Consider the following 24308-nt stretch of genomic DNA (forward strand, 5'->3'; position numbering starts at 1 on the left):
TAGCTTTCCGACATGACCCTGTGGAGATCCCATGACCTCGATCCTGATCTGGCTGATCGGCTTCGCCGTGATCCTGTTCCTTTGCCTCCATCGCTGGGAGGCCACCGTCAGCAAGGCGCTCGACAAGCTGCTTCCCGCCGTGCTGCGCAGCGAGGATGACCGCTGGGTCTGGTGCCCCGCCATCGCCGTGCTGGTGGCGACCTACCTGGTACGCCCGGTGGACATGCTGATGAGCGTGATCATCATCGGCCTGGTAGCGTTGATCGGCTGCAAACTGGCCGGCTGGGCCATGAACAAGGTCGATCTGCACTGATGATCCAGACAGGGCGATAGCGGATAGGCTTCCGCCCAATGCGATAAGGCCCGCGGATCGCTCCGCGGGCCTTTCGCTTACTGGCAAAAAATCATCAGTAGGGAACGACGCTGGCGGTGCTGCCACTACCGACGATGCGCACGCGCTGCCCCACCTGGAAGGGCTGATCGGCCTTCTGCACGATCACCACGTTCTGACCGTTGTCCTGGCGGACCTCGATCTCCCAGGCGGTGACCCGGTTGGTGGATTCCTCGATCTTGCTGCCGGCCACGGCACCGCCGAGGGCACCGGCCACGGTGGCCAGTTGGCGCCCAGAGCCGCCGCCGACCTGATTGCCGAGCAGGCCACCGATGACCGCGCCGCCGCCGCTGCCGAGTAGGCCGCCGGCACGGCTGTCGGCCTGGATCTGCACCTGGCGCAGCGCCGTGATGGTGCCGTAGGTCACCCTTTGGGCGCTCTTGGCCTGGTTGCCGGTATAGACGTTGCCTCCATAGGGGGCGGTGTTGGCACAGCCGGCCAGGGTCAGTAGGCCGAGGGCCAGGATAGGAACAAGGCGTTTCACGGGAACTCTCCTTCGCTTGACGGATGCATGCATTGCCGGGAAATACAGACGGGAAGCAACGTGTTGCAGAACGCTGTTTGATAACCAGTCTATCCTGCGTCGCCCGCGTTGACCAGAGCACCGGACAAAGAGTGCCTAGTCCCCCGAACTCCTTGGCAATATGCAAGAAGGGAGGCCTTTGGCCTCCCGAAAGTTCCCGCCTTTGTCCGGCGGCCGGTTCAACCGAACTGGTTCATGGTGTTGTCCTTGCCGCCGGCCTTGAGGGCTGCCTCGCCGTGGAAGAACTCCTTGTGGTCGTCGCCGATGTTGGAGCCGGCCATGTCCTGGTGCTTGACGGTGGCGATGCCCTCGCGAATCTCGCGGCGCTGCACGCCCGCCACATACGCCAGCATGCCCTCATCACCGAAGTAGCCCTTGGCCAGGTTGTCGGTGGACAGGGCCGCGGTGTGGTAGGTCGGCAAGGTGATCAGGTGGTGGAAGATGCCGGCCTCGCGGGAGGCATCGCGCTGGAAGTTGCGGGTCCACTCGTCGGCCTGGGCGGCGAGCTCGGTCTCGTCGTACTTCTCGTTCATCAGGTCGTCACGGTCATAGGCCGAGACATCCTTGCCTTCCTGCTCCCAGGCATCGAACACCTGCTGGCGGAAGTTCAGGGTCCAGTTGAAGGAGGGCGAGTTATTGTAGACCAGCTTGGCATCCGGGCAGGCCTCGCGGATGCGGTTGACCATGCCGGCGATCTGGCCGACGTGGGGCTTCTCGGTCTCGATCCACAGCAGGTCGGCGCCGTTCTGCAGGCTGGTGATGCAGTCCAGCACCACCCGGTCCTCTCCGGTGCCCGGCTTGAACTCGTACAGGCCCGAGGCCAGGCGCTTGACCTTGACCAGCTTGCCGTTCTGCTTGATCACCACGTCACCGTTATCGATGTCGGAGGCACTGGTGATCTCCTCACCGTCCAGGTAGCTGTTGTACTGATCACCCAGGTCGCCCGGCTCGTGGGTCACGGCGATCTTCTGGGTCAGGCCGGCCCCCAGGGAATCGGTCCGGGCGACGATCACGCCATCCTCGACACCGAGTTCCAGGAAGGCGTAGCGCACGGCGTTGAGCTTGGCGATGAAATCCTCGTGGGGCACCGTGACCTTGCCGGCCTGATGACCGCACTGCTTCTCGTCGGAGACCTGATTCTCGATCTGGATGCAGCAGGCGCCCGCCTCGATCATCTTCTTGGCCAGCAGGTAGGTCGCCTCGGCATTGCCGAACCCGGCGTCGATATCGGCGATGATCGGCACCACATGGGTCTCGTGGTTGTCGATCCTGGCCACGATCTCGTCGGCTTTGGGCTGGTCGCCGGCCTGCTTGGCCTCCTCCAGATCACGGAACAGGTGGTTGAGCTCCCAGGTATCGGCCTGGCGCAGGAAGGTGTAGAGCTCTTCGATCAGACTGGGCACGCTGGTCTTCTCGTGCATGGACTGATCAGGCAGAGGGCCGAATTCCGAGCGCAGCGCGGCGACCATCCAGCCGGAAAGGTAGAGGTAGCGCCCCTTGGTGTGGCCGAAGTGCTTCTTGATGGAGATCAGCTTCTGTTGGCCGATGAAACCGTGCCAGCAGCCTAGCGACTGGGTGTATTGGGCGCTGTCGGCGTCGTAGGCCGCCATGTCCTCGCGCATGATCTTGGCGGTGTAGCGGGCGATGTCCAGGCCGGTCTGGAAGCGGTTCTGCACGCGCATACGGGCGGCGTGTTCCGGGTTGATGTTATCCCACTTGCCGCGTTGGGCCTCGCGCAGCTGGGCCAGGGTCTTGAGTTCGTCGTTATATGCTGCCATGGGGCCATCCTCTCTCTGAGACTCTCGTCGACGCTGCCGCCTTGGGGGCGACGTCGCCACCGCGGGACTCGCCATCTGCACCATTCGGCCATGCCTTATGCTGCATCTGCGAAGTTCTGTCAGGTTCCTCGTGTTCCCAAGACCTGTCACTAAGCCCTTGGTCGAACCAGGTGAGTGAGGGAAGAGGCCCTTAACGACACGTCACGTGTCTGCTCCGGCGGCTCCCTCACTCGTCTTGGCAGCCACTATGGCCTGGCATGGTGGGCATAAACAATTGATCCTTGGGGGCAGGCAGCGTTGTAACTCGACTACAGAAAGCCTGGAAAATGGCCCTTTTTTGTAGTCGAGTTCCTCGTGACGGAGGAGGTGGCGTCAGTCGGTCAGTCGATGGACCATGTTGCGATGCAAGATGCCGGCCTCCATGAAGGTGACGCCGAAGGCCTCGAAGCCCAGACGTTCGTAGAAGGCCAGGGCATGGGTCTGGGCGGCGAGTTCCACCGTGCTGTGGCCTTCCCGGCGGGCGGCCTCGATGGCTGCCCGCATCAGGGCCACGCCGATGCCTTGGCCGCGGTAGGGCTCGAGCACCGCGACGCGGCCGATATGGGCGTCGGGCAGCAGGCGGGCGGTACCCACGGGGTCGCCATCGAGCCATGCCAGGAAGTGCCGGCAGGCGTCGTCGAGGCCGTCCCACTCCTCTTCGACGGGAACCCGCTGCTCCTCGATGAAGACGATCCGGCGGATCTCCGTGGCCTCCTGCCCGAGCTCGTCCCAACTGCCCTCGCGAATCTCCAGCGTTGTCTCTTGCACTTTCAATCTCCTAGCAAGATCCTGATTTCCTTGCCTACTCCTCGAACTCATCGGCCCAGGTCAGGCTGCCGGCGTCATGCAGGGCGGCCAGCAGGGACGGGGCCTCCTCGAAGGCCAGCAGCGCCGCATCCAGCGCCGCGTCGGAGGCCAGGGTGCGAGCCAGCGGCAGGGCGCATTCGACGCCATCACCATCGGCGAACAGGGTCGCGCGATCGTCGTCCAGGGCTCGCCAGGCGAAGCGCGATCCGGGGTTGCGCAGCAGTTCGCTGCCCTCTTGTAGTTCGGCGACAAGGTCCTCGGCCGCGGTCGGGGTCTCGGTGGGGACCAGCTGGTCGACGTACTTGGGTTGGGTCATCACCCGGCCGAACCACTGGGCCAGCTGGGCCGGGTCGTCGAGAGTGTCGAGGATCAGCGCGCGCATACGCGAAAGCGCCGCGTCGTCCAGCTCTCCCGGATCGGCGGGTGGCGCCATGCCGGCATCGGCGTAGCGCTTCGAGGCTGGCAACTGCTCGCCCAGGTAGTCGGCGAAGGAGGTGATCGCCTCGTCCGCGGAGGGCGCCCGGAAGCCCACCGAGAAGGTCAGGCAGTCCGTGGACTGGCTGACGCCATGGTGGGCCCAGCCGGGGGGCAGATAGAGCATGTCGCCGGGCTCCAGGACCCAGTCCTGGCCGGCCTCGACCGCGAAGCGCTCGAGGATGCGCAGGTCGATGCCGTCGAGGATGGGGGCATCGTCGGCGACCTTGCCACCGAGCTGCCAGTGCCGCTGGCCGCTTCCCTGGAGCAGGAAGACGTCGTACTGGTCGACGTGGGGGCCGACGCTGCCGCCGGGGGGCGCATAGCTGACCATGACGTCGTCGAGTCGCCAGCGGGGCAGGAAGGTGAAGGCCTCGAGCAACTCGGCCACCTCGGGGACATAGTGGTCCACCGCCTGCACCAGCAGGGTCCAGTCGCGCTCCGGCAGGCGGGCGAAGGTGGCCTCAGTGAAGGGGCCGTGGCTGACCTGCCAGGGGCCCTCGGGGCCGCGCTCTTCGACCAGGCGGGCCTCGATGTTGTCCTCGCAGGCCAGCCCCGCCAACTCGTCGGGCGAAAGCGGGCTCTCGAAGTCGGGGAAGGCGCCGCGGATCAGCAGCGGCCGGCGCTGCCAGTAGTCGTTCAGGAACTCGGCGGCGGAAAGGCCGCCGAGCAGAGGGAGCGGAGTATCGGAAGTCATGGGCACCACCTCTTGCAATGCTGAAGCCGTCGGTGGCTTCGAGTCGCGGCTGAGCCGGGGACAGGCCTGCAAGGGGGCGCTGTAAATACCTCCCTGTACGCTACTTTTGCCATCCATGGCAAAAGACCCCCTTTACGGCCTGTCCCCGGCGCCGCTTACCATACTGCTTGGGCGCTGGGCGCTGGGCGCTGGGCGCTGGGCGCTGGGCGCTGGGCGCTGGGCGCTGGGCGCTGGGCGCTGGGCGCTTACAGCCGTCGCGCCTGGGCCTCGGCGTTGCCGATATAGGTGGCCGGGGTCAGCGCCTTCAATTCTGCCTTGACAGTCTCAGGTAGTGCCAGGGTGTCGATAAAGGCCGCGAAGCCGGCCTGGTCGATGCGCTTGCCGCGGGTCAGCTCCTTGAGCTTCTCGTAGGGCTTCTCGATGCCGTAGCGGCGCATCACCGTCTGGATCGGCTCGGCCAGCACCTCCCAGCTGGCATCGAGGTCCTCGGCCAGCCGCGCCGGGTTGGCCTCGAGTTTGCCGATGCCCTTGAGGGATGCCTGGTAGGCGATCAGGCCGTAGGCCAGGCCGACGCCCAGGTTGCGCAGTACCGTGGAGTCGGTGAGGTCACGCTGCCAGCGGGAGATCGGCAGCTTCTGGGCCAGGTGGCCGAGGAGGGCATTGGCCAGGCCCAGGTTGCCCTCGGAGTTCTCGAAGTCGATGGGGTTGACCTTGTGGGGCATGGTAGAGGAGCCGATCTCGCCCTCCACGGTCCTCTGCTTGAAATAGCCCAGCGAGATGTAGCCCCAGACGTCGCGGTCGAAGTCGATCAGGATGGTATTGAAACGGCACACTGCATCGAACAGCTCGGCGATGTAGTCGTGGGGTTCGATCTGGGTAGTGTAGGGGTTGAAGGTCAGTCCCAGCCCCTCGACGAAGGTGCGGGCATTGGCTTCCCAGTCCACCTCCGGGTAGGTGGCGAGATGCGCATTGTAGTTGCCCACCGCGCCGTTGATCTTGCCCAGGATCTCGACACCCTCGATCTGTCGGAGCTGGCGGCGCAGGCGATAGGCGACATTGGCCATCTCCTTGCCGAGCGTGGTGGGGCTCGCCGTCTGGCCATGGGTGCGCGAGAGCATCGGTTGCCCGGCGTGCTCGTGGGCCAGGTGGGCCACCTCCTCGGCCACTTGGTGCATCACCGGGAGCAGGGCCCGCAGACCGTCGGTCAGCATCACGGCGTGGGAGAGGTTGTTGATATCCTCGCTGGTGCAGGCGAAGTGCACAAACTCGCTGACGGCGTGCAGCTCCGGCGACTCGGCGATCGTCTCCTTGAGGAAGTACTCCACCGCCTTGACGTCGTGATTCGTGGTGGCTTCGATCGCCTTGATGCGCTCGGCATCGGCGACCGAGAAGTCACGCAGCAGGGCCTCCAGGCAGGCCGTTGCCTCGGCGGAGAGCGGTGGCACCTCGGTGATCCCGGGGTGCGTCGCCAACCGCTGCAGCCAGCGCACCTCGACGGTGACACGGGCGCGGATCAGGCCGAACTCGCTGAAGTGCTCGCGCAGACTTTCGGCCTTGGCGCCGTAGCGGCCATCGACGGGAGAGAGGGCGGTAAGGGCGGACAAGGGAAGGGCGGTGGCTTGCATGGATCGGGTTCCGGTGGGCGTGGAAGAGTCGGTTCAGTTCAGGGTGTCCAGGGCCTTCTTGAGCGCGCCGCGCTGGAAGACCAGCTTCCAGCGCCGGCCGCCCTGCTGGTGCCAGAGCAGGGCGAAGCGGATGCCGGCCAGCAGGATGGCGCGCACCCGCTCGGGCATCATGCGGCTCTGCAGCAGCGAGGGGTCGCCCTGAACGACGATGCGGGCCTTGAAGGTGGAGATCGTCTTCTGATAGGCCTCGCCGAGGCTGGCGATGACATTCTCGTGGGTCTCGCCGAAGTGTTCGGCCTGTCCCTGGATGCGCGCCAGATCGCGGCCCAAGGCATCCATCATGGCCGTGTCGTTGCGTAGCTTGTTCATCAGCATCAGCAGCGTGAAGCCGTAGCGCATCACCACCGGGTTGGCCTGGCGTCGGCCGAGCACGGCGTCGAGCACATCGAGACCGCGACGCAGGTTGTTGGGGTGGCCGCCGTAGATCGCCTCGAAGCTCTCCGGGCTGGTATCCAGGGTGGCATGGATTAGGGTGTCCCAGGCGCGCGGGTCGACCTGGCCGTTGCGCGCCAGGTCATCGACCAGGCTGGCGGCCTGGAAGACCCCGGCCAGTGCCAGGACCTGGCGGACGGTGGGCGAGTCCGGGGCCCGATGGATCGGCGTGGAAGTGCTCATGCGTCCCGCTCCCTAGCGCTCCAGGTGTCACGGATCACGCCGCCGCCCAGGCAGATGTTACCGTCGTAGAGCACCAGCGACTGGCCCGGCGTCACCGCCCGCTGGGGAGCGTCGAAGCGCACCGTGACGCCACCGTCGTCCCGGACGCGCATGGTGCAGGGCACGTCTGCCTGGCGGTAGCGGGTCTTGGCGGTGAAGCGCCCGCTCGCCACCGGCGGCTCGCCCGCCACCCAGTCCATGGCTTCGGTGGCCAGGCTGTCGGTGTAGAGCAGGGGATGATGCTTGCCTTGCACGGCCACCAGCACGTTGCGCTCGAGGTCCTTGGCCGCCACGTACCAGGGCGCGTCCGGGTAGTCGGTCAGCCCGCCGATACCTAGCCCCTGGCGCTGGCCCAGGGTGTAGTACATCAGCCCCAGGTGCTCACCGATGACCTCTCCGTCCGGGGTCTCGATGGTACCGGGCTGGGCCGGCAGGTACTGCTGGAGGAAGTCGCGAAAGCGCCGTTCACCGATGAAGCAGATACCCGTGGAGTCCTTCTTGCGCGCGGTGACCAACCCGTGGCGCTCGGCGATAGCCCGCACCTCGGGTTTCTCCAGTTCGCCCACTGGGAAGAGGGTGCGGGCGATGGCCGCCTCGGGGACGGCGTGCAGGAAGTAGCTCTGGTCCTTGTTGGGGTCCAGGCCCTTGAGCAGTCTTGGCCGGAGGTCATCATCGGCGTGTCCGCGCACCTGCCCTTGACGAACATAATGGCCGGTGGCGATCTTCTCGGCCCCGAGCATCTCGGCGTACTCCAGGAACACCTTGAACTTGATCTCGCGGTTGCAGAGGATGTCCGGGTTGGGCGTACGGCCGGCCCGGTACTCGGCCAGGAAGTGTTCGAAGACGTTGTCCCAGTACTCGGCGGCGAAGTTGGCGGTGTGCAGCCGGATGCCGAGCTTGTCGCACACGGCCTCGGCGTCGGCCAGGTCGGCCTTGGCGGTGCAATACTCGGTGCCGTCGTCCTCATCCCAGTTCTTCATGAACAGGCCCTCCACCTCGTAGCCCTGCTCGCGCAGGAGCAGGGCGGAGACGGAGGAGTCGACGCCGCCGGACATGCCGACGATGACCTTGCCGGTGGTGGCTGTCATGGGCGCTCTCGAATCGGGTGTGGCTCAAATGGGGCGAGATTATACATGATGTGAGCGCCGAGCGCCGAGCGCCGAGCGCCGAGCGCCGAGCGCCGAGGGCCGAGGGCCGAGGGCCAAGGTCATACTGCGCTCCTTGCTCCTTGCTCCTTGCTCCTTGCTCCTTGCTCCTTGCTCCTTATCGCTCGTGAATCACGTTCATGGGGAAGAAGCGGCCGGCCTGGGCGTCGCGGAGGCGACGCATCACCAAGGGGCTGCGCAGGCGCCCCTCGCGCTCGAGGCCTTCCAACTCGTCGAGGGTTAGCCAGTGCACGGCGTGGATGGCCGGATCCAGGTCATTGCCCAGGTGCGCCAGCGCCATGCCGAAGAAGCCATGGCTGTGGAAGGTCTGGCCGTTGGGGGTCTCGAGAACGTACAGGCCGAGATAGTCGGTGATGCCCACCTGCCAAGCGGTCTCCTCGCGCAACTCGCGAAGGGCCCCATCCCGGATGCGCTCTCCCGGCTCTAGGTGGCCGGCCGGCTGGTTAAAGAGGGTGTAGGGGCCGCCGCGGTCCTCTTCGACCATCAAAAAGCAGCCGGCGCGTTCCACCACCGTGGCCACGGTGACCAGCGGGTGCCAGCGTCTCATCGGCGACCTCCTTTTTTAGCGTTGCCGCTTGCGCTTCTACCGCGGGTTCCTCGGCCACGACCGGCGGGCCGGCGCGGGGCATGCAGAACCTCGCGGCGCCATTCCCCGGGCGCCAGCTCATCGAGCCGCCAGGGACCGATGGCCACGCGTACCAGGCGCAGGGTGGGGTGGCCCAGGTGCGCGGTCATGCGTCGTACCTGGCGGTTACGGCCCTCGGTGAGGGTCATCTCCAGCCAGGTCGTCACCGGGTGGCGCTTCGGGTCCAGCGGTGGGTTGCGCTCGGGCAGGCCACCTGTCTCGAGACGCCGCACCTTCGCTGGACGAGTGCGGCCATCCTTAAGGGGTACGCCGTCACGCAGCGCCTGCAGGGCCGCCTCCTCGGGGATGCCCTCCACCTGTACGCGATAGGTCTTGGGCTGCTTGTGGCCCGGGTGGGCGATGCGGTGGATCAGCTCGCCATCGTCGGTAAGCAGCAGCAGGCCTTCCGAGTCATGGTCGAGTCGCCCGGCCGGGTAGATACCCGGCACGTCGATCACGTCGGCCAGGGTGGCACGACGTGTCCCTCCCTCCCCCTGGGGGTCGGTGAACTGCGAGAGCATGCGGTAGGGTTTGTGCAGCAGGTAGAGATGGCTCATGGCGTGGGCATTGGACTATGGTCGGGCGCGAGGTTGGCGTGGAACATGCGGCAAAGCCTACTCCGGGGCCGGGGCCGGATGCTATACTCCGCGCTCCACTGACCAGACCAGACAGGGGAGTTCTCAATGGGGTTCCAGAAAATCGTCGTACCCGAAGGCGGCCATAAGATCACCGTCAATGCCGACAACACCCTGAACGTGCCTAACGAGCCGGTCATTCCGTTCATCGAGGGTGACGGCATCGGCATCGACGTGACGCCGGCCATGAAGATCGCCATCGATTCGGCCGTGCAGAAGGCCTACAACGGCGAGCGCAAGATTCACTGGATGGAAGTCTATGCCGGCGAAAAGGCCACCCAGGTGTACGATGCCGATACCTGGCTCCCGGAAGAGACCCTCGAGGCCGTCAAGGACTACGTCGTGTCCATCAAGGGCCCGCTGACCACCCCGGTGGGCGGTGGCATCCGCTCCCTGAACGTGGCCCTGCGCCAGAAGCTCGACCTCTACGTCTGCCAGCGCCCGGTCCGTTGGTTCGAGGGTGTGCCGAGCCCGGTCAAGAAGCCGGCCGATGTCGACATGGTCATCTTCCGCGAGAACTCCGAGGACATCTACGCCGGCGTCGAGTGGAAAGCCGGCACCCCGGACGCCGACAAGGTGATCAAGTTCCTGCGCGAGGAGATGGGTGTCACCAACATCCGCTTCCCCGAGAACTGTGGTATCGGCGTCAAGCCGGTCTCCGAGGAGGGCACTAAGCGCCTGGTGCGCCAGGCTATCCAGTACGCGGTGGACAACGACCGCGAGTCGGTGACCTTGGTGCACAAGGGCAATATCATGAAGTTCACCGAAGGGGCCTTCAAGGACTGGGGCTACCAGCTGGCCAAGGAGGAGTTCGGGGCCGAGCTGCTCGACGGCGGTCCCTGGATGACCTTCAAGAACCCCAGGACCGGCAAGGAGGTCGTGGTCAAGGACGTCATCGCCGACGCCATGCTGCAGCAGATCCTGCTGCGTCCGGCCGAATACGACGTCATCGCCACCCTGAACCTCAACGGGGACTATATCTCCGACGCCCTGGCGGCCGAGGTGGGCGGCATCGGCATCGCGCCGGGCGCCAACCTCTCCGATGCCGTGGCGATGTTCGAAGCCACCCACGGTACCGCGCCGAAGTATGCCGGGCAGGACAAGGTCAACCCGGGGTCGCTGATCCTCTCCGCCGAGATGATGCTGCGCCACATGGGGTGGGTCGAGGCCGCCGATCTGGTGCTCAAGGGCATGGAGAAGGCCATTTCCAAGGGCGAGGTCACCTATGACTTCCACCGCCTGATGGACGATGCCAAACTGCTCAAGTGCTCCGAGTTCGGTCAGGCCGTCGCCGACAACATGTAAGCTCGGTGACGGTAGGGGCCCCCGTCCGCCCGGCGGACGGGGGCCCTTTTGTGCGCGCCACGGGGGACTCCACGAGTCCCCCGATGAACCCTGCCGGACATCCGTCGTCAAAGCTAGTTATAGGTCCGATGGTGTCCGGCTTGTCGAGATCAACGATGGTGCTTATGTTCAAGACAGACGAGGAAGCAGGCATCGTCCCGGTTGCCTCCGTCCATGGCGGGATGACGCGGCCTCCCGACCCGGCAGAGGACGACGAGGGGGATCTGGCGGTACAGTCGTCGGACCCGGAGTTGGCTCGGCCGCCCCTCTACAAAGTGGTCTTGCACAACGATGATTTCACCCCCATGGAGTTCGTGGTGGAGGTACTACAGACCTTCTTCCACATGGACAGCGAGTCGGCGGTGCAGATCATGTTGACGGTACACACCCGGGGCAAGGCCACCTGTGGGGTCTTTACTCGAGACATCGCGGAAACCAAAAGCCATCAAGTCAATCAATATGCACGAGAGAGCCAGCATCCATTGCTGTGCGACATTGAGGCTGCGGACTGAGTAGCGGCATGGTCGTAGAGGGCACGGCGGCGAGCGTTGGCAGGGCGACTTGCAACGCTGTCGTTTGTACCCGATGTTGATGATGCCGGACCTTGAACGATCCGACGCAAGCCCTAGGCGGCGAGAAGGGGACTGCCATGCTGAGCAAAGAACTTGAACTGACCCTGAACACGGCCTTCACGGTGGCGCGTTCCAAGCGCCACGAGTTCATGACCGTGGAGCACTTGCTGCTGGCGCTGCTCGACAACGCGTCCGCGGCCGACGTGCTGCGGGCCTGCGGGGCCAATCTCGACAAGCTGCGGTCCGACCTGCAGGACTTCATCAATTCCACGACGCCGCTGATTCCCGAGGATCAGGGGGATCGCGAGACCCAGCCGACCCTGGGCTTCCAGCGTGTACTGCAGCGCGCCGTCTTCCATGTCCAGTCCTCCGGCAAGAGCGAGGTCACCGGGGCCAATGTGCTGGTGGCGATCTTCTCCGAGCAGGAGAGTCAGGCGGTCTACTTCCTCAAGCAGCAGAACGTGGCCCGGGTCGACGCCGTCAACTACATCGCCCACGGCATCTCCAAGGTCGCCGGGCATGGCCAGAGTCAGGCCTCGCCCTCCCAGGAGGCCGAGGACGCCGAGGAAGGGGGCACCGAAAACGCCGGCAACCCTCTGACCGGCTATGCCACCAACCTCAACGAGCAAGCCCGCATCGGCAAGATCGATCCGCTGATCGGCCGCGACCATGAGCTCGAGCGGGTGGTACAGATTCTGGCCCGTCGACGCAAGAACAACCCCTTGCTGGTAGGCGAGGCCGGTGTCGGCAAGACCGCCATCGCCGAGGGGCTGGCCAAGCGCATCGTCGAGGAGGACGTCCCGGACGTGATCGGGGATGCCGTGGTCTACTCGCTCGACATGGGCGCACTGCTGGCCGGCACCAAGTACCGTGGCGACTTCGAGAAGCGCCTGAAGAGTCTGCTGGCGGAGTTGCGTAAGCAGCCCAACGCCATTCTCTTCATCGACGAGATCCATACCGTGATCGGCGCCGGGGCGGCCTCGGGGGGCGTGATGGACGCCTCCAACCTGCTCAAGCCGCTGCTCTCCTCCGGCGAGTTGCGCTGTATCGGGTCCACCACCTTCCACGAGTTCCGCGGCATCTTCGAGAAGGATCGCGCCCTGGCGCGACGGTTCCAGAAGGTCGATGTGCTGGCCCCGTCCGTGGAGGATACCGTGAGCATCCTCAAGGGGTTGCGTTCACGCTTCGAGGAGCATCATCAGCTCAAGTACACCGATGCCGCCCTGGAGAGTGCCGCGCGGCTGGCGGATCGCTACATCAACGATCGCCACCTGCCGGACAAGGCCATCGATGTCATCGATGAGGCCGGTGCCCACCAGCGGCTGCTTCCCATGGAGGTGCGGGTCGACACCATCGATACCGACCAGGTCGAGGCCGTGGTGGCCTCCATCGCCCGTATCCCGCCGAAGAGCGTCTCCAGCTCCGATCGCAAGCTGCTGGCCAACATCGACCGTGACCTCAAGATGCTGGTATTCGGCCAGGACGAGGCCATCGACAGCCTGGGGGCGGCCATCAAGCTCTCCCGGGCCGGGCTCAAGTCGCCGGACAAGCCGGTGGGCAGCTTCCTGTTCGCCGGACCCACGGGGGTCGGCAAGACCGAGGTGGCCCGTCAGCTGGCCCATATCATGGGCATCGAGCTGGTCCGCTTCGACATGTCCGAGTACATGGAGCGCCATACGGTGTCGCGCCTGATCGGGGCGCCTCCGGGCTATGTCGGCTATGACCAGGGGGGGCTGCTGACCGAGGCGATCACCAAGCAACCGCACTGCGTGCTGTTGCTCGACGAGATCGAGAAGGCACACCCCGAGGTCTTCAACCTGCTGTTGCAGGTGATGGATCATGGCCGTCTCACCGACAACAATGGCCGCGAGGCCGACTTCCGCCATGTAATTTTGATCATGACCTCCAACGCCGGGGTCGAACAGGCCACGCGTCGCTCCATCGGCTTCCAGACCCAGGATCATTCCACCGATGCCATGGAGGTCATCCGCAAGACCTTCTCGCCGGAGTTCCGCAACCGCCTGGACGGCATCATCCAGTTCCACGCCCTGCCCACCGACGTGGTGCGCAACGTGGTGGACAAGTTCCTGGTCGAGTTGCAGGCGCAACTGGACGAGAAGCGGGTCCAGCTGGACGTGGACGATGCCGCCCGGGACTGGCTGGCCGAGAAGGGCTACGACCCGGACATGGGCGCGCGCCCCATGGCCCGCCTGATCCAGGAAAAGCTCAAGAAGCCGCTGGCCGAGCTGATCCTGTTCGGCGAGCTGGCCGAGCATGGCGGCGTGGTCCACGTCAACGTGGAGAACGGCGAGCTGCACCTGGCCACGGAGACCGAGCTGGCCGATGCTCCCTGACGAGAGACCAGACCACGACACAGCGCCCTGTCTTCGGACGGGGCGTTGTTCGTCAGGGCAAGGGGTAAAGAGGCAGAGGAGGGGTGGTCATGACCCCCCGTGTCCGGCGGGCGCGGGTCAGCGTGAGCGATAGACGATGCGGCCCTTGGAAAGGTCGTAGGGGGTCAGCTCGACCTTGACCTTGTCGCCGGTGAGGATGCGGATGTAGTTCTTGCGCATCTTGCCCGAGATGTGAGCGGTGACCACATGGCCATTCTCCAGCTCGACCCGGAACATGGTGTTGGGAAGGGTATCGACGACGACGCCTTCCATCTCGATATGGTCTTCACGTGCCATATAGGCGGTTCCTCGCTGATGGTGACAAAACAAGGGCACGAAATCACGACAAGCGCCACCCGTGCCGACAGGATAGCGCGGTATTGTGCCGCATGCCGCTCGCCAAGGCAAAGTGGACCCTCTCGGGGTCACCGCTCGGTGCTGATCATCCGCCGCCAGTGTCGACCGTCGAGCTGCTCCAGGGGGTGGAAGGTCTGCTTGTAGGCCATCTTGCGGCATTCACGGATCCAGTAACCCAGGTAGACATGGGGCAGGCCCAGATGTCGGGCGCGCTCCACCAGGGCAAGCACGGCGAAGGTGCCCAGCGAGCGGCGTTCGTAGTCGGCGGTCGGCTCGAAGAAGGTGTAGATCGCCGACAGGCCGTGCTCCAGCTGATCGAAGGCCGCCACGGCCAGCAGGCGCCCGTCGAGGCGAAACTCCAGCAGGCGGGCGTACGGCTGATCGAGGGTCAGGAAGGTCCGGTACTGGTCGAGGCTCGGCGGATACATGTCGCCGTCGGCATGACGGGTGCGGATGTAGCGCGAGTAGAGCGCATAGTGCTCGGCGTCGAACACCGCGGGCCGGACACGCTGTTCGAGGTCGGCATTGCGGCGTTGGAGCTTGCGCTGGGTGCGATCGGGGGTGAAATCGGCGATCGGGATGCGGACCGAAATGCAGGCGTTGCAGCCTTCGCAATGGGGGCGATAGAGGTGCCGGCCGCTGCGGCGAAAGCCGAGCAGTGCCAGGGTGTCGTAGACCCCTTTCCCCGGTGCCTCCTGCGGGTCCAGGAAAAGCGTGGTGGCCTCGCGGCCCGGCAGGTAACTGCAGGCATGCGGTACGGTCAGGAAGAAGCGCAGGTCCCGTGTCGGCTGCCGTGGAGTGTTGCTGCTCAAGGCTGCCCCTCCTCTGAATCGTTGGCCTGCCCGGCATCGTCGGTCGGGTCAATCGGCGCCGATCGTCTCGAACGACCAGGCCGGTGCGATGGCCACGTCGTGGCCTGACTGGACGCCCCCGGGAGGATTGCCCAGCCACTCTTCAAGATAGCCGATGAAGGCCGGACGGGCGATGTCACGGGCCCCCAGGCTGGCCAGGTGGGGCGTGTGCACCTGGCAGTCGATCAGCCGTCCGCCACCGGCTTGCATGGCAGCTGCCAGGTGAACTAAGGCGACCTTGGAGGCGTCCGGCACCCACGAGAACATCGACTCACCGAAGAACACCGGGCCCAGCGCCACCCCGTAGAGACCACCGACCAGCCTTTCGTGTCGCCACACCTCCACGGAGTGGGCGATGCCCAGGCGGTGCAGTCGGCCGTAGGCCGCCTGCATGTCCGCGGTGATCCAGGTGCCGGGCTGCCCGTCGCGAGGAGCCGCACAGCTGACCATCACCTCGGCGAAGGCCCGGTCGGCGGTGATCCGGAAGCCGGCGTGACGCAGCCGCTTGCGTAGGCTGCGGCGTATGCGGATCTCCTCCGGAAACAACACCAGGCGGGGGTCAGGGCTCCACCAGAGGATGGGCTGGCCATCGCTGAACCAGGGGAAGATACCGCGTCGATAAGCGGCGACCAGCCAGGCGGGCGTCAGGGCGCCGCCGGCGGCCAGCAGGCCGGCGGGGTCGTCCAGGGCCGCTGCCGGCGGCGGGAAGGCGATGGGATGGTCGGGCAGCCAGGACAGCATGAAGGCATCTCCCTTGTCGTCGGCCACCTAGTGTGACCGGCGCCGGGGGGCGCCTCAAGGCCGCGGTGGCCCTGTGACGGCTGGCGTTGGCTCGGTATGATGGGTGGTTGTGCAATCTGGAAGACGCCGGTTGGCGCAAGGGGGGTGGCCGCTTGAGTGCCAAGAAGAAGTCCACACCGCGCGAGCGCGCGGTGCATGCCAGGGAAACGGCCAGGCGCTTCGGCCTGCGGCTGCAGGGGTCGACCCGAGAAGGGGTCGTGATCCTGTTGCTGGCAGCCTGTGTGTTCCTGTTGCTGGCCCTCTACAGTTTCGCCCCGGCAGACCCGGGGTGGTCGAGCAGTGGCCCGGAAACGTCCGTGGCCAACTGGATGGGGCCGGTCGGCGCCTGGCTGGCCGACGTGCTTTATTCGCTGTTCGGCGTCAGTGCCTTGTGGTGGCCGGGGATGCTCGGCTTTGCCGCCTGGTGGCTGATCCGCTCTCGCCAGGTGCGCTTCGAGTGGGATGCCACGGCCCTGGCCGTCCGCTGCGGGGGCCTGGTGCTGCTCCTGCTCGGCTCTACCACCCTGGGGGCGCTGCATTTCTATCGTCCCGATAGTGTCCTGCCCTATTCGGCGGGCGGTATTCTCGGTGAGGGACTGGTCGGCGCTCTGGTGCCGATGGTCGGCAATGCGGGGGCCGGGTTGCTGGCGACGGTGGCCATCCTCTGTGGCCTGCCGCTGTTCACGGGGCTCTCCTGGCTCATGGTGATGGATGAGCTGGGGCGCCTGGCCGTGAACGCCTGGCGCTGGGTGGTCGACCGCTTCGGCCTGGTACGGGAGTATCGGGCCGAGCGTGGTGCTCGCGATGATGAGGTACCGGCCCGGCGCCCGGCGGCGTCGCCTGAAGACTCCGATGAGCCCCGCCAGGAAGACGGCCACCCGGCGCCGGAGGATGACCCGGTGGCTGAGCCGCGCTGGTGGCAGCGCTGGGTGCCGGGTGCCGAAACCACGGCGGCATCTCGCGAGGGCGCTGCGCGTCGTGAGCCGGGCTTCGGTGAGCAGGGGGATACCGAGATTCCTTGGGAGGTGCCGGCGCGCACGCCCTCTGCCAAGCGTCCCGAGGCGGCCTACACCGCCACGGTCCGCGAGCCTAGCGTCTCCCTGTCGGCGACCCGCGAGCCGCCGCCTGTCGCTCGGCCGGCAGAGAGGATTTCGCGTCGGGAACCGGCGTTGGCGACCGAGGCCGCCCATGCCGAACGGGGCAGCGGTCATTCGGCACCGCATGAGGCGCGTTCCCGTGAGCCGTCTGTCGCTCCATCGGCGCCGGCCATCTCGCACCGGGAGACGGTGTCCGAGACCGAGACGACCCACCACGAGCCGGCAAGTCGCTACCAGACAGCGGCTCGCCGGGAGGCCGACGTAACCCCAGACTCGGCGTCGGAGTCTGTCGATACGCAGCGTGAGGCCGACGAGAAGCGTCCGCCACGCTCGGCCTCGCCGCCGCGGGTCCCGGAGGTCATACCGGAACCGGTGCTGCCCGATGACGACGAGATGCCCGGTGCCGCCTGGGAGTCGCCGAGTCAGAGGGCCGGCCACGAGACGCCAGCCGGGGCGGATGTCGAGCGCGAGGCGGAAAGGCACCGGGCCTCGGACAACGAGGTCCGGGCGTCGGTCGAGGCACCGCGACCCGCGCCCCCCGAGCCGCCACGGACCGGTTCCGGCGATCCTGCCCCCCGGGTGGCGACCGCCGAGCAGGGCCGTGAGGCCGCCGACAGCGACGAGGTCCCGACGCTGTGGACCGTCGAGCACCTGCAGAGCCAGCGGCCGATGCTCGATGACCTGCCCGAGCCCGATGGCGAGCTGCCGAGCCTGCGCCTGCTGACACCGCCCGAGCCCCATCAACCCTACTACACGGAAGCCCAGCTGGCCGAGATGGCCGAGCTGCTGGAGGTCCGGCTGCGCGAATACGGGGTCAAGGCCGAGGTGGTGGACACCTGGCCGGGCCCGGTGATCACGCGTTTCGAGATCAAGCCGGCCGCCGGGGTGAAGGTCTCCAAGATCAGCAACCTGGCCAAGGACCTGGCGCGCTCGCTGATGGTCAAGAGCGTGCGGGTAGTGGAAGTGATTCCCGGCCGGCCCACGGTAGGCATCGAGATCCCCAACCCCAAGCGGGAGATGATCCGACTGCGCGAGGTGATCGACTCCGACCGCTACCAGCAGGAGGCCTCGGCGCTGACCCTGGCGCTGGGGCAGGACATCGGCGGTGGCCCGGTGGTAGCCAACCTGGGCAAGATGCCCCACCTGTTGGTGGCCGGGACCACCGGCTCGGGCAAGTCGGTGGGCGTCAATGCGATGCTGATCTCGATGCTGCTCAAGGCCACCCCGGACGAGCTACGCATGATCATGGTCGATCCCAAGATGTTGGAGCTGTCGGTCTACGACGGCATTCCGCATCTGCTGGCACCGGTCGTCACCGACATGAAGGAGGCCGCCAACGCCCTGCGCTGGTGCGTGGCCGAGATGGAGCGGCGCTACAAGCTGATGGCCGCCATGGGCGTGCGCAACATCGCCGGCTTCAACGGCAAGCTCGACGAGGCCGAACGGGCCGGTGCCCAGGTGGCCGACCCGCTATGGGAGCCCCAGCCCTGGGAGATGCACCAGTCGCCGCCGGTGCTCGAGAAGCTGCCCTATATCGTGGTGGTGATCGACGAGTTCGCCGACATGTTCATGATCGTCGGCAAGAAGGTCGAGGAGCTGATCGCACGACTGGCCCAGAAGGCCCGGGCCGCCGGCATTCACCTGATACTCGCCACCCAGCGGCCTTCGGTGGACGTGGTGACCGGCCTGATCAAGGCCAACATTCCCACCCGCATGGCCTTCCAGGTCTCCTCGCGGGTCGATTCGCGCACCATCCTCGATCAGGGTGGCGCCGAGAACCTGCTGGGGCACGGCGACATGCTCTATCTGCCGGCGGGTTCCGGCCTACCGACCCGGGTTCATGGGGCCTTCGTCGACGACGACGAGGTGCACCGGGTGGTCGAGGACTGGAAGCGTCGCGGGGAGCCGGAATACATCGACGAGATCCTCTCCGGCGGCGTCTCCGCCGAGGCCCTGACCGGTCTGGAGGCCGAGGGCAGCGGTGACGGTGACGATGCCGAGCAGGACGCCCTCTACGACGAGGCGGTACAGTTCGTGACGGAATCGCGACGGGCCTCGATCTCGGCGGTGCAGCGTCGCTTCAAGATCGGCTACAACCGGGCCGCCCGCCTGGTCGAGGCCATGGAGGTGGCCGGTGTGGTCTCCACCATGGGCACCAACGGCGCCCGCGAGGTGTTGGCCCCGCCGCCGGTCGGCGACTGACCTCAACCATGCAGCAATGATGAAAGCACCGGTGGGGCGGCAACCCGCCGGCAAGATCCGGGTCCGAGCAGGAGGAAACCAGGATGGACCGTTCAGGGAGATACCGATGATGACAGTGAAGAAGCCCCTCGCCGCCCTGGCGCTGCTGGTGACCATGCCGGTCACGGCCCTGGCCAGTGAGGGTGCCGAGCGTCTGACCCGCATGCTCAAGCCCGTACAGACCTATGTGGCGGATTTCGAGCAGCAGATCCTCGACGGCAGTGGCCAGCGCCTCCAGGAGGCGAGCGGACGCATGTGGCTATCCCGGCCCGGGCGCTTCCGCTGGGAAGTGGATGCCCCCTATCAGCAGCTGGTGGTGTCCGATGGCGAAGAGGTCATCCTCTACGATCCTGACCTCGAGCAGGCCACGGTACAGGCCCTGGACCAGCGGGTGACCCATACCCCGGCCCTGCTGCTCTCCGGCAGCGCCGACGAGTTGACCGCCAGCTATGACGTGACTCGGGCCCAGCAGGGGGCTACCGAGACCTTCACGCTGACACCCAAGGACCCGGACACCCTGTTCGAGGAGTTGAAGATGTCCTTCCGGGGCGAGCGGCTGCACTTCCTGCAGATGACCGACAGCACCGGCCAACGCACCGGTATCGAGTTCGACGACGTGCAGCAGAACGTGGCCGTGCCGGAGGCGCGTTTTCGCTTCGAGCCGCCCCAAGGCACCGACGTGATCCGCGAGATGCAATGAAGCGCCGAGCTGAAAGCGCCAAGCTGCCCGGTGACGGGCGACGGGCGACGGGCGACGGGTAGCGAGGTAGAGAACATGAAACCCCACCGGGTTAACCTCCTGGTGGGGTTTATTTTTACTTGCTACTCGTTCGCTTCAAGCCAGCCTCTGCTTGGCCCTTGGCCCTTGGCCCTTGGCCCTTGGCCCTTGGCCCTACGCGCCGCTATCCGCCTCGCTATCGAGCTGCTCCCGCCACGCCATCAACTGCCCGTAGCGCTTCTCCTGGCCATATTCCGTGGGCCGGTAGAGGGCCTCGTGGGGAAGCTCTTCCGGCCAGCAGTCATGAGCACGGCCCGCCGGGTAGCCGTGGGGTTCGTGATGCGCATAGCGGTAACCCTGACCATGGCCCAGGGATTCCATCAGCCGCGTCGGGGCATTACGCAGGTAGATGGGCACCTCGAGGCGTGGCTGGGCGGCGGCGAAAGCTTTGGCGCGCTTCCAGGCCTGGTCGATGGCGTTGCTCTTGGGCGCCACCGCCAGGTGAATGGCGGCATGGGCGATGGCCCGCTGGCCTTCGTAGTCCCCCAGGCGCCGGTAGGCGTCCCAGGCCGCCATTACCAGCGGCAGGGCACGTGGGTCGGCGTTGCCCACGTCCTCGGAGGCGATGGCGGCCAGGCGTCGGATCACGTCCAGCGGATCGCCGCCACCCTGTACGAAGCGGGCGATGTAGAGCAGGGCGGCATCCGGGCGTGAGGAACGCACCGACTTGTGGATCGCCGAGAGCAGGTCGTAGTAGTGGTCGCCCTGCTTGTCGAAGGCGCTGGCCTGGTGACCCAGCACGTTCTCCAGGGCCTGACGGGGCAGGATTTCGCCACCGTTCTCGCCAGGCACGGTGAAGTCACAGGCGGTCTCCAGCAGCCCCAGGGCCCGGCGAGCATCGCCGGCTGCCGCCCGTGCCAGCAGGCCCAGCACCTCATCGGTCACCTGGATCCGGCGGTGGCCCAGGCCGCGCGCCGGATCCGCCAGTGCCCGTCGTAGCACCTCGACCAACTCCGCCTCGCCGAGCGTCTTGAGCACATGCACCCGGGCCCGGGAGAGCAGCGCCGAATTGACCTCGAAGGAGGGATTTTCGGTGGTGGCGCCGATCAGCGTGATCAGGCCCGATTCCACATGAGGCAGCAGGGCATCCTGCTGGCTCTTGTTGAGCCGATGAATCTCGTCGAGGAACAGCAGGGTCGCCTGGCCCTGTGGCTTGAGAGTCCGCGCCCGCTCCACCACGGCACGGATCTCCTTGACGCCGGCCATCACCGCCGAAAGGTGTTCCAGGTGGGCGCCGGACGCCTCGGCCAGCAACTCGGCCAGGGTGGTCTTGCCGCTGCCCGGTGGGCCCCAGAGGATCATCGAACGCACTACGCCGCTCTCGGCCATGCGCTGGAGTGGCTTGCCGGGCGCCATCAGGGCCTGCTGGCCGACATACTCTTCGAGGCAGCGCGGGCGCATGCGCCAGGCCAGGGGAGCGGTGTCATCGAGTGTGGCCTGCTGCAACAGGTCCATGGCTGACTCCTTCGCTGATGGGGGCAGAGTGTGGCATTGTCTCACAGGCCATACGACCTTGGACGACAGGCGGGATTCGCCGACAACGGCTAGCTTGAGACCAGCCACCAGCGATACGCACCGCTATCCGTCACTGAACCTTGCCCCCGGAGGCCAGTCCAAATAGGATGCCTTCCATTCAGCACGACCTAGCAGAGGAGGCCACTGCCATGCCCATGCTGCATCAGCTGCGTCAGGATCACGCCAACATGGCGCGAATGCTGCACGTCCTGCAACTCAAGCAGAAGACCCTGGCAAGCGGCGAGCGTCCCAACTTCCAGTTGGTCAGGGAGGTCGTGGACTATATCCTCGACTATCAGGATGGCTTCACCCGGCCTCTGGAGAAGGTCTGCACCGAGCGCCTCAAGGAGTTGGATCCTTCGAGCGTGGAAGTCACCGAACGCCTGGCCAAGGACTATCGTGCCCTTAAGGCCAAGCTCAAGCGACTCTCCGGCGACCTCGACATGATCCTCATGGACTCGGTGGTGCCGATGGACCGCTTCGCCGACGACCTCAAGGCCTATGTCGATAGTCACCGCGCCTACCTGAGAGACGAGCGTGAGCTGCTCTTTCCGCTGATCCGCGAACACTTCGATGATCAGGACCTTCAACGCCTCGCAGAGGCCTTGCCGGACGGGACCACCGAGAAGCTCGAGCGTCTGCAGGAGGCCTACCCCGAGCTCTATGCCGAGCTGCGTGACGCCCCGGAACCCGTCACCTGAGCGCGTGGCCTGAAGGGGGCTGACGGCTTCGGGTCGCTGGCGACGTGAGGTAGAATACCTCGCGTGTGTTTGCCAAGAGTCGATCCGATGTCCGCGAAGCCGCCTGTTGCCGACCCTTCGACCCTCGCCCCCTGGGCGAGGGTCGATCTCGAGAGGGGTGGGTGATGCCTCGGGGCCCGGTGCTGGTCTTCGATTCCGGCGTGGGTGGCCTGTCGATGGTCGGAGCCTTGTGCCACCACCTGCCGGGAGTGGCCCTGGCCTATGCCTGCGACAACGCCATGCTGCCCTACGGCATCCGCGAGGATGACTGGCTGGTGGCCCGCATCCTGGCCGTCTGCGAAGCGGCCGTGTTGGCCAGCGGGGCGTCCGCCCTGGTGGTGGCCTGCAATACGGCCAGCACCTTGGCCTTGGCGGCCCTCAGGGCACGGCTAAGGATCCCCGTGGTCGGCACCGTACCGGCCATCAAGCCGGCGGCACGCCTTAGCCGTAGTCGGCATATCGGCCTGCTGGCCACCAGGGCGACCGTGGCGCGCCCCTACACCCTGGGGCTGATCCGCGAGTTCGCCGCGGACTGCCGAGTGCTGCGGGTCGCCGCCGACGTCCTGGTGAACGAGGCCGAGCGCCTCGTGGCCGGCGAGCCTCCCGACAGAAGGGTCCTGCGACGTGCCCTGGCCCCGCTGCGGGATGACCCGCAGCTGGATACCGTGGTGCTCGGCTGTACCCACTTCCCGCTGCTGCGAGAGGCGCTGGCCGAGGTCTCCCCTCCGGCCTGGCAGTGGGTCGATTCCGGCGAGGCCATCGCCCGTCGGACCGCCCAGGTGGTGGCCGATCCCGCCCTGCGTGGCGGGCCGGGGGCGAGCTTCGCCACCGCCCCCGATACGCGCCTGGCGCGGGGGCTGGCCGCCTTCGGCTTCGCCTCGCCCAAACCGTTGCCGGTGGGCTGACGCCGTTTCCCCTCGTTGGCGCGTCTCGTCGCCGCTGAGGCTTTCACTGCTCGCTGCTTTCCCATGTCCCTTACAGGAGCCGCCGTGGCCATCCCCGTCGTCGACCCCGTCCGCTATGATGAACAGCTCAAGGCCAAGCGTGCTCGCCTCGAGCATGATTTCGCCCGGTTCTCTCCCCCACCTCTGGAAATCTTTCCGTCGCCGCCGAGCCACTATCGCCAGCGCTGCGAGTTCCGGGTCTGGCACGAGGGCGATGATCTCTTCTACGCCATGTTCGAGGTCGACCCAGAGGATCCCCGGCAGAAGACGGTGGTGCGCCTGGAGGCGTATCCGGTAGCCAGCCGCCGGATTAACGCGCTGATGCCGCGGCTGCGCGAACGTTTGCGTGACAATCCCGTGCTGCGCCATCGCCTCTTCCAGGTGGAGTTTCTCACCACGCTCTCCGGGGAGGCACTGGTTACCCTGATCTACCATCGCCCGCTGGACGACGCCTGGGAGGTCGAGGCGCGCGCCCTGGAAGCGGCACTGGATATCATGATCATCGGCCGAGCCCGCAAGCAGCGCCGGGTGCTGACCCGTGACCACGTCTGGGAGTGCCTGGCCGTCGATGGTCGCGACTTCGTCTACCAGCAGGTGGAAAACAGCTTCACTCAGCCCAATGCCGAGATCTGCCGCGACATGCTGGGCTGGGCCCGTAACGTGACCCGTGGCAGCCAGGACCGGGATCTGGTGGAGCTCTACTGCGGCAACGGCAACTTCACCATCGCCCTGGCCGAGAATTTTCGTCGCGTGCTGGCCACCGAGATCTCCCGGACCTCCGTGGCCAGTGCCCGGAAGAACTTGGCCGCCAATCACATCGACAATGCCGAGGTGGGACGCATGTCCGCCGAGGAGTTTGCCCTGGCGCTCAAGGGGCAGAAGCAGGGGCGGCGCGTGGCCGAGATGGCCCTCGATGACTACGATTTCTCCACCGTGCTGGTGGACCCTCCCCGGGCCGGCCTGGACGAGCAGAGTTGTCGCCAGCTCTGCGAATATGAGCGTATCGTCTATATTTCATGCAGCCCCGAGACGCTGGTGCATAATCTCGAGACGTTGACGCAGACCCATACGGTGACCCGTTTCGCCCTGTTCGACCAGTTTCCCTGGACCCCCCATTGCGAGTGCGGGGTGCTGCTCGAGAGGCGGACCTGAGCGGCATCGCCGAGGCCCAGGACCGGCCGTCAAGAGATGATGCGCAAATGACATGCACCATGAGCGAAAG

The 24308-nt window shown here is 66.2% G+C and carries 22 protein-coding genes; 9 read left to right on the forward strand and 13 right to left on the reverse strand.

Annotated features, from left to right (window positions below):
* Positions 1 to 31: 31 nt before the first annotated feature.
* A complete protein-coding gene (locus FHR94_RS13805) occupies positions 32 to 313 on the forward strand; it encodes a hypothetical protein (protein WP_183326308.1) in 282 nt (93 codons plus the stop codon).
* 94 nt (positions 314 to 407) lie between these two features.
* On the opposite strand, the gene FHR94_RS13810 is transcribed toward FHR94_RS13805, so the two are convergent.
* The 9 genes from FHR94_RS13810 to FHR94_RS13850 form a co-directional block, all read right to left on the reverse strand.
* Positions 408 to 875: a glycine zipper 2TM domain-containing protein gene (locus tag FHR94_RS13810; RefSeq protein ID WP_183326309.1), complete on the reverse strand. Its 468-nt coding sequence runs from the start codon at positions 873 to 875 to the stop codon at positions 408 to 410.
* A 218-nt stretch (positions 876 to 1093) separates the two neighbouring features.
* Positions 1094 to 2692 (reverse strand): isocitrate lyase, encoded by a 1599-nt coding sequence (locus tag FHR94_RS13815; RefSeq protein ID WP_183326310.1) that lies wholly within the window; start codon positions 2690 to 2692, stop codon positions 1094 to 1096.
* Positions 2693 to 3064: 372 nt separating this feature from the next.
* Positions 3065 to 3499 carry a GNAT family N-acetyltransferase gene (locus FHR94_RS13820; protein WP_343064672.1) on the reverse strand — a complete coding sequence of 145 codons (435 nt, stop codon included), beginning with the start codon at positions 3497 to 3499 and terminating at the stop codon, positions 3065 to 3067.
* Between the two features lie 34 nt (positions 3500 to 3533).
* Positions 3534 to 4709, reverse strand: a complete 1176-nt coding sequence (locus FHR94_RS13825) for a cupin domain-containing protein (protein WP_183326312.1) — start codon at positions 4707 to 4709, stop codon at positions 3534 to 3536.
* 245 nt (positions 4710 to 4954) lie between these two features.
* Entirely contained in the window at positions 4955 to 6334 is a 1380-nt protein-coding gene (gene purB, locus FHR94_RS13830; RefSeq protein ID WP_183326313.1) for an adenylosuccinate lyase, read from the reverse strand.
* 33 nt (positions 6335 to 6367) lie between these two features.
* Complete coding sequence (hflD, locus tag FHR94_RS13835) at positions 6368 to 7009, reverse strand: high frequency lysogenization protein HflD (RefSeq protein ID WP_183326314.1); 642 nt, start codon at positions 7007 to 7009, stop codon at positions 6368 to 6370.
* Positions 7006 to 8136 carry a tRNA 2-thiouridine(34) synthase MnmA gene (gene mnmA / locus FHR94_RS13840; protein ID WP_183326315.1) on the reverse strand — a complete coding sequence of 377 codons (1131 nt, stop codon included), beginning with the start codon at positions 8134 to 8136 and terminating at the stop codon, positions 7006 to 7008. Before mnmA ends, hflD begins: the two co-directional genes overlap by 4 nt.
* 175 nt (positions 8137 to 8311) lie before the next feature.
* Positions 8312 to 8761, reverse strand: coding sequence for an NUDIX domain-containing protein (locus FHR94_RS13845; RefSeq protein ID WP_183326316.1), 450 nt, complete (start codon positions 8759 to 8761; stop codon positions 8312 to 8314).
* A complete protein-coding gene (locus FHR94_RS13850; protein ID WP_183326317.1) occupies positions 8758 to 9396 on the reverse strand; it encodes a pseudouridine synthase in 639 nt (212 codons plus the stop codon). The genes FHR94_RS13845 and FHR94_RS13850 overlap by 4 nt, the downstream gene beginning before the upstream one ends.
* A gap of 126 nt (positions 9397 to 9522) precedes the next feature.
* Between FHR94_RS13850 and icd the strand changes: the two genes are divergently transcribed.
* From icd to clpA, 3 genes are all read left to right on the forward strand, one after another.
* Positions 9523 to 10779: an NADP-dependent isocitrate dehydrogenase gene (gene icd, locus FHR94_RS13855; RefSeq protein ID WP_183326318.1), complete on the forward strand. Its 1257-nt coding sequence runs from the start codon at positions 9523 to 9525 to the stop codon at positions 10777 to 10779.
* 164 nt (positions 10780 to 10943) lie between these two features.
* The gene (gene clpS, locus FHR94_RS13860; protein WP_183326319.1) at positions 10944 to 11330 is read left to right on the forward strand and encodes an ATP-dependent Clp protease adapter ClpS; all 387 of its coding nucleotides are present in this window, start codon (positions 10944 to 10946) and stop codon (positions 11328 to 11330) included.
* 137 nt (positions 11331 to 11467) lie between these two features.
* Positions 11468 to 13744 carry an ATP-dependent Clp protease ATP-binding subunit ClpA gene (clpA, locus tag FHR94_RS13865; protein ID WP_183326320.1) on the forward strand — a complete coding sequence of 759 codons (2277 nt, stop codon included), beginning with the start codon at positions 11468 to 11470 and terminating at the stop codon, positions 13742 to 13744.
* 117 nt (positions 13745 to 13861) lie between these two features.
* On the opposite strand, the gene infA is transcribed toward clpA, so the two are convergent.
* From infA to aat, 3 genes are all read right to left on the reverse strand, one after another.
* Positions 13862 to 14080: a translation initiation factor IF-1 gene (infA, locus tag FHR94_RS13870; RefSeq protein WP_013332816.1), complete on the reverse strand. Its 219-nt coding sequence runs from the start codon at positions 14078 to 14080 to the stop codon at positions 13862 to 13864.
* A gap of 128 nt (positions 14081 to 14208) precedes the next feature.
* Entirely contained in the window at positions 14209 to 14952 is a 744-nt protein-coding gene (locus tag FHR94_RS13875) for an arginyltransferase (RefSeq protein ID WP_183326321.1), read from the reverse strand.
* A 48-nt stretch (positions 14953 to 15000) separates the two neighbouring features.
* Entirely contained in the window at positions 15001 to 15732 is a 732-nt protein-coding gene (gene aat, locus FHR94_RS13880) for a leucyl/phenylalanyl-tRNA--protein transferase (protein ID WP_183326322.1), read from the reverse strand.
* Between the two features lie 152 nt (positions 15733 to 15884).
* Here aat and FHR94_RS13885 point away from each other — a divergent pair, with 152 nt between their 5' ends.
* On the forward strand, positions 15885 to 19070 hold the full coding sequence (locus FHR94_RS13885; protein WP_183326323.1) for a DNA translocase FtsK: 3186 nt from the start codon (positions 15885 to 15887) through the stop codon (positions 19068 to 19070).
* Between the two features lie 109 nt (positions 19071 to 19179).
* Complete coding sequence (lolA, locus tag FHR94_RS13890; protein ID WP_183326338.1) at positions 19180 to 19809, forward strand: outer membrane lipoprotein periplasmic chaperone LolA; 630 nt, start codon at positions 19180 to 19182, stop codon at positions 19807 to 19809.
* 192 nt (positions 19810 to 20001) lie between these two features.
* On the opposite strand, the gene FHR94_RS13895 is transcribed toward lolA, so the two are convergent.
* Positions 20002 to 21342 (reverse strand): replication-associated recombination protein A, encoded by a 1341-nt coding sequence (locus FHR94_RS13895; protein ID WP_183326324.1) that lies wholly within the window; start codon positions 21340 to 21342, stop codon positions 20002 to 20004.
* Between the two features lie 215 nt (positions 21343 to 21557).
* Here FHR94_RS13895 and FHR94_RS13900 point away from each other — a divergent pair, with 215 nt between their 5' ends.
* The 3 genes from FHR94_RS13900 (at position 21558) to trmA (ending at position 24238) form a co-directional block, all read left to right on the forward strand.
* The gene (locus tag FHR94_RS13900; RefSeq protein WP_183326339.1) at positions 21558 to 22103 is read left to right on the forward strand and encodes a hemerythrin domain-containing protein; all 546 of its coding nucleotides are present in this window, start codon (positions 21558 to 21560) and stop codon (positions 22101 to 22103) included.
* Positions 22104 to 22267: 164 nt separating this feature from the next.
* Positions 22268 to 23047 (forward strand): glutamate racemase, encoded by a 780-nt coding sequence (gene murI, locus FHR94_RS13905; RefSeq protein WP_183326325.1) that lies wholly within the window; start codon positions 22268 to 22270, stop codon positions 23045 to 23047.
* A gap of 84 nt (positions 23048 to 23131) precedes the next feature.
* Complete coding sequence (trmA, locus tag FHR94_RS13910; protein ID WP_183326326.1) at positions 23132 to 24238, forward strand: tRNA (uridine(54)-C5)-methyltransferase TrmA; 1107 nt, start codon at positions 23132 to 23134, stop codon at positions 24236 to 24238.
* The last annotated feature ends 70 nt before the right edge of the window (positions 24239 to 24308 follow it).

The sequence above is a fragment of the Halomonas cerina genome, assembly GCF_014192215.1.
Lineage (GTDB): Bacteria > Pseudomonadota > Gammaproteobacteria > Pseudomonadales > Halomonadaceae > Halomonas > Halomonas cerina.

Excerpts from the sequence above, each read along its gene's own strand:
- FHR94_RS13815 (WP_183326310.1), bottom strand. The coding sequence starts at position 2,692 with ATGGCAGCATATAACGACGAACTCAAGACCCTGGCCCAGCTGCGCGAG.
- FHR94_RS13850 (WP_183326317.1), bottom strand. The coding sequence starts at position 9,396 with ATGAGCCATCTCTACCTGCTGCACAAACCCTACCGCATGCTCTCGCAG.
- FHR94_RS13895 (WP_183326324.1), bottom strand. The coding sequence starts at position 21,342 with ATGGACCTGTTGCAGCAGGCCACACTCGATGACACCGCTCCCCTGGCC.
- mnmA (WP_183326315.1), bottom strand. The coding sequence starts at position 8,136 with ATGACAGCCACCACCGGCAAGGTCATCGTCGGCATGTCCGGCGGCGTC.
- infA (WP_013332816.1), bottom strand. The coding sequence starts at position 14,080 with ATGGCACGTGAAGACCATATCGAGATGGAAGGCGTCGTCGTCGATACC.
- FHR94_RS13845 (WP_183326316.1), bottom strand. The coding sequence starts at position 8,761 with ATGAGACGCTGGCACCCGCTGGTCACCGTGGCCACGGTGGTGGAACGC.
- murI (WP_183326325.1), top strand. The coding sequence starts at position 22,268 with ATGCCTCGGGGCCCGGTGCTGGTCTTCGATTCCGGCGTGGGTGGCCTG.
- FHR94_RS13805 (WP_183326308.1), top strand. The coding sequence starts at position 32 with ATGACCTCGATCCTGATCTGGCTGATCGGCTTCGCCGTGATCCTGTTC.
- FHR94_RS13900 (WP_183326339.1), top strand. The coding sequence starts at position 21,558 with ATGCTGCATCAGCTGCGTCAGGATCACGCCAACATGGCGCGAATGCTG.
- hflD (WP_183326314.1), bottom strand. The coding sequence starts at position 7,009 with ATGAGCACTTCCACGCCGATCCATCGGGCCCCGGACTCGCCCACCGTC.
- clpS (WP_183326319.1), top strand. The coding sequence starts at position 10,944 with ATGTTCAAGACAGACGAGGAAGCAGGCATCGTCCCGGTTGCCTCCGTC.
- aat (WP_183326322.1), bottom strand. The coding sequence starts at position 15,732 with ATGCTGTCCTGGCTGCCCGACCATCCCATCGCCTTCCCGCCGCCGGCA.
- FHR94_RS13825 (WP_183326312.1), bottom strand. The coding sequence starts at position 4,709 with ATGACTTCCGATACTCCGCTCCCTCTGCTCGGCGGCCTTTCCGCCGCC.
- purB (WP_183326313.1), bottom strand. The coding sequence starts at position 6,334 with ATGCAAGCCACCGCCCTTCCCTTGTCCGCCCTTACCGCCCTCTCTCCC.
- clpA (WP_183326320.1), top strand. The coding sequence starts at position 11,468 with ATGCTGAGCAAAGAACTTGAACTGACCCTGAACACGGCCTTCACGGTG.
- icd (WP_183326318.1), top strand. The coding sequence starts at position 9,523 with ATGGGGTTCCAGAAAATCGTCGTACCCGAAGGCGGCCATAAGATCACC.
- lolA (WP_183326338.1), top strand. The coding sequence starts at position 19,180 with ATGACAGTGAAGAAGCCCCTCGCCGCCCTGGCGCTGCTGGTGACCATG.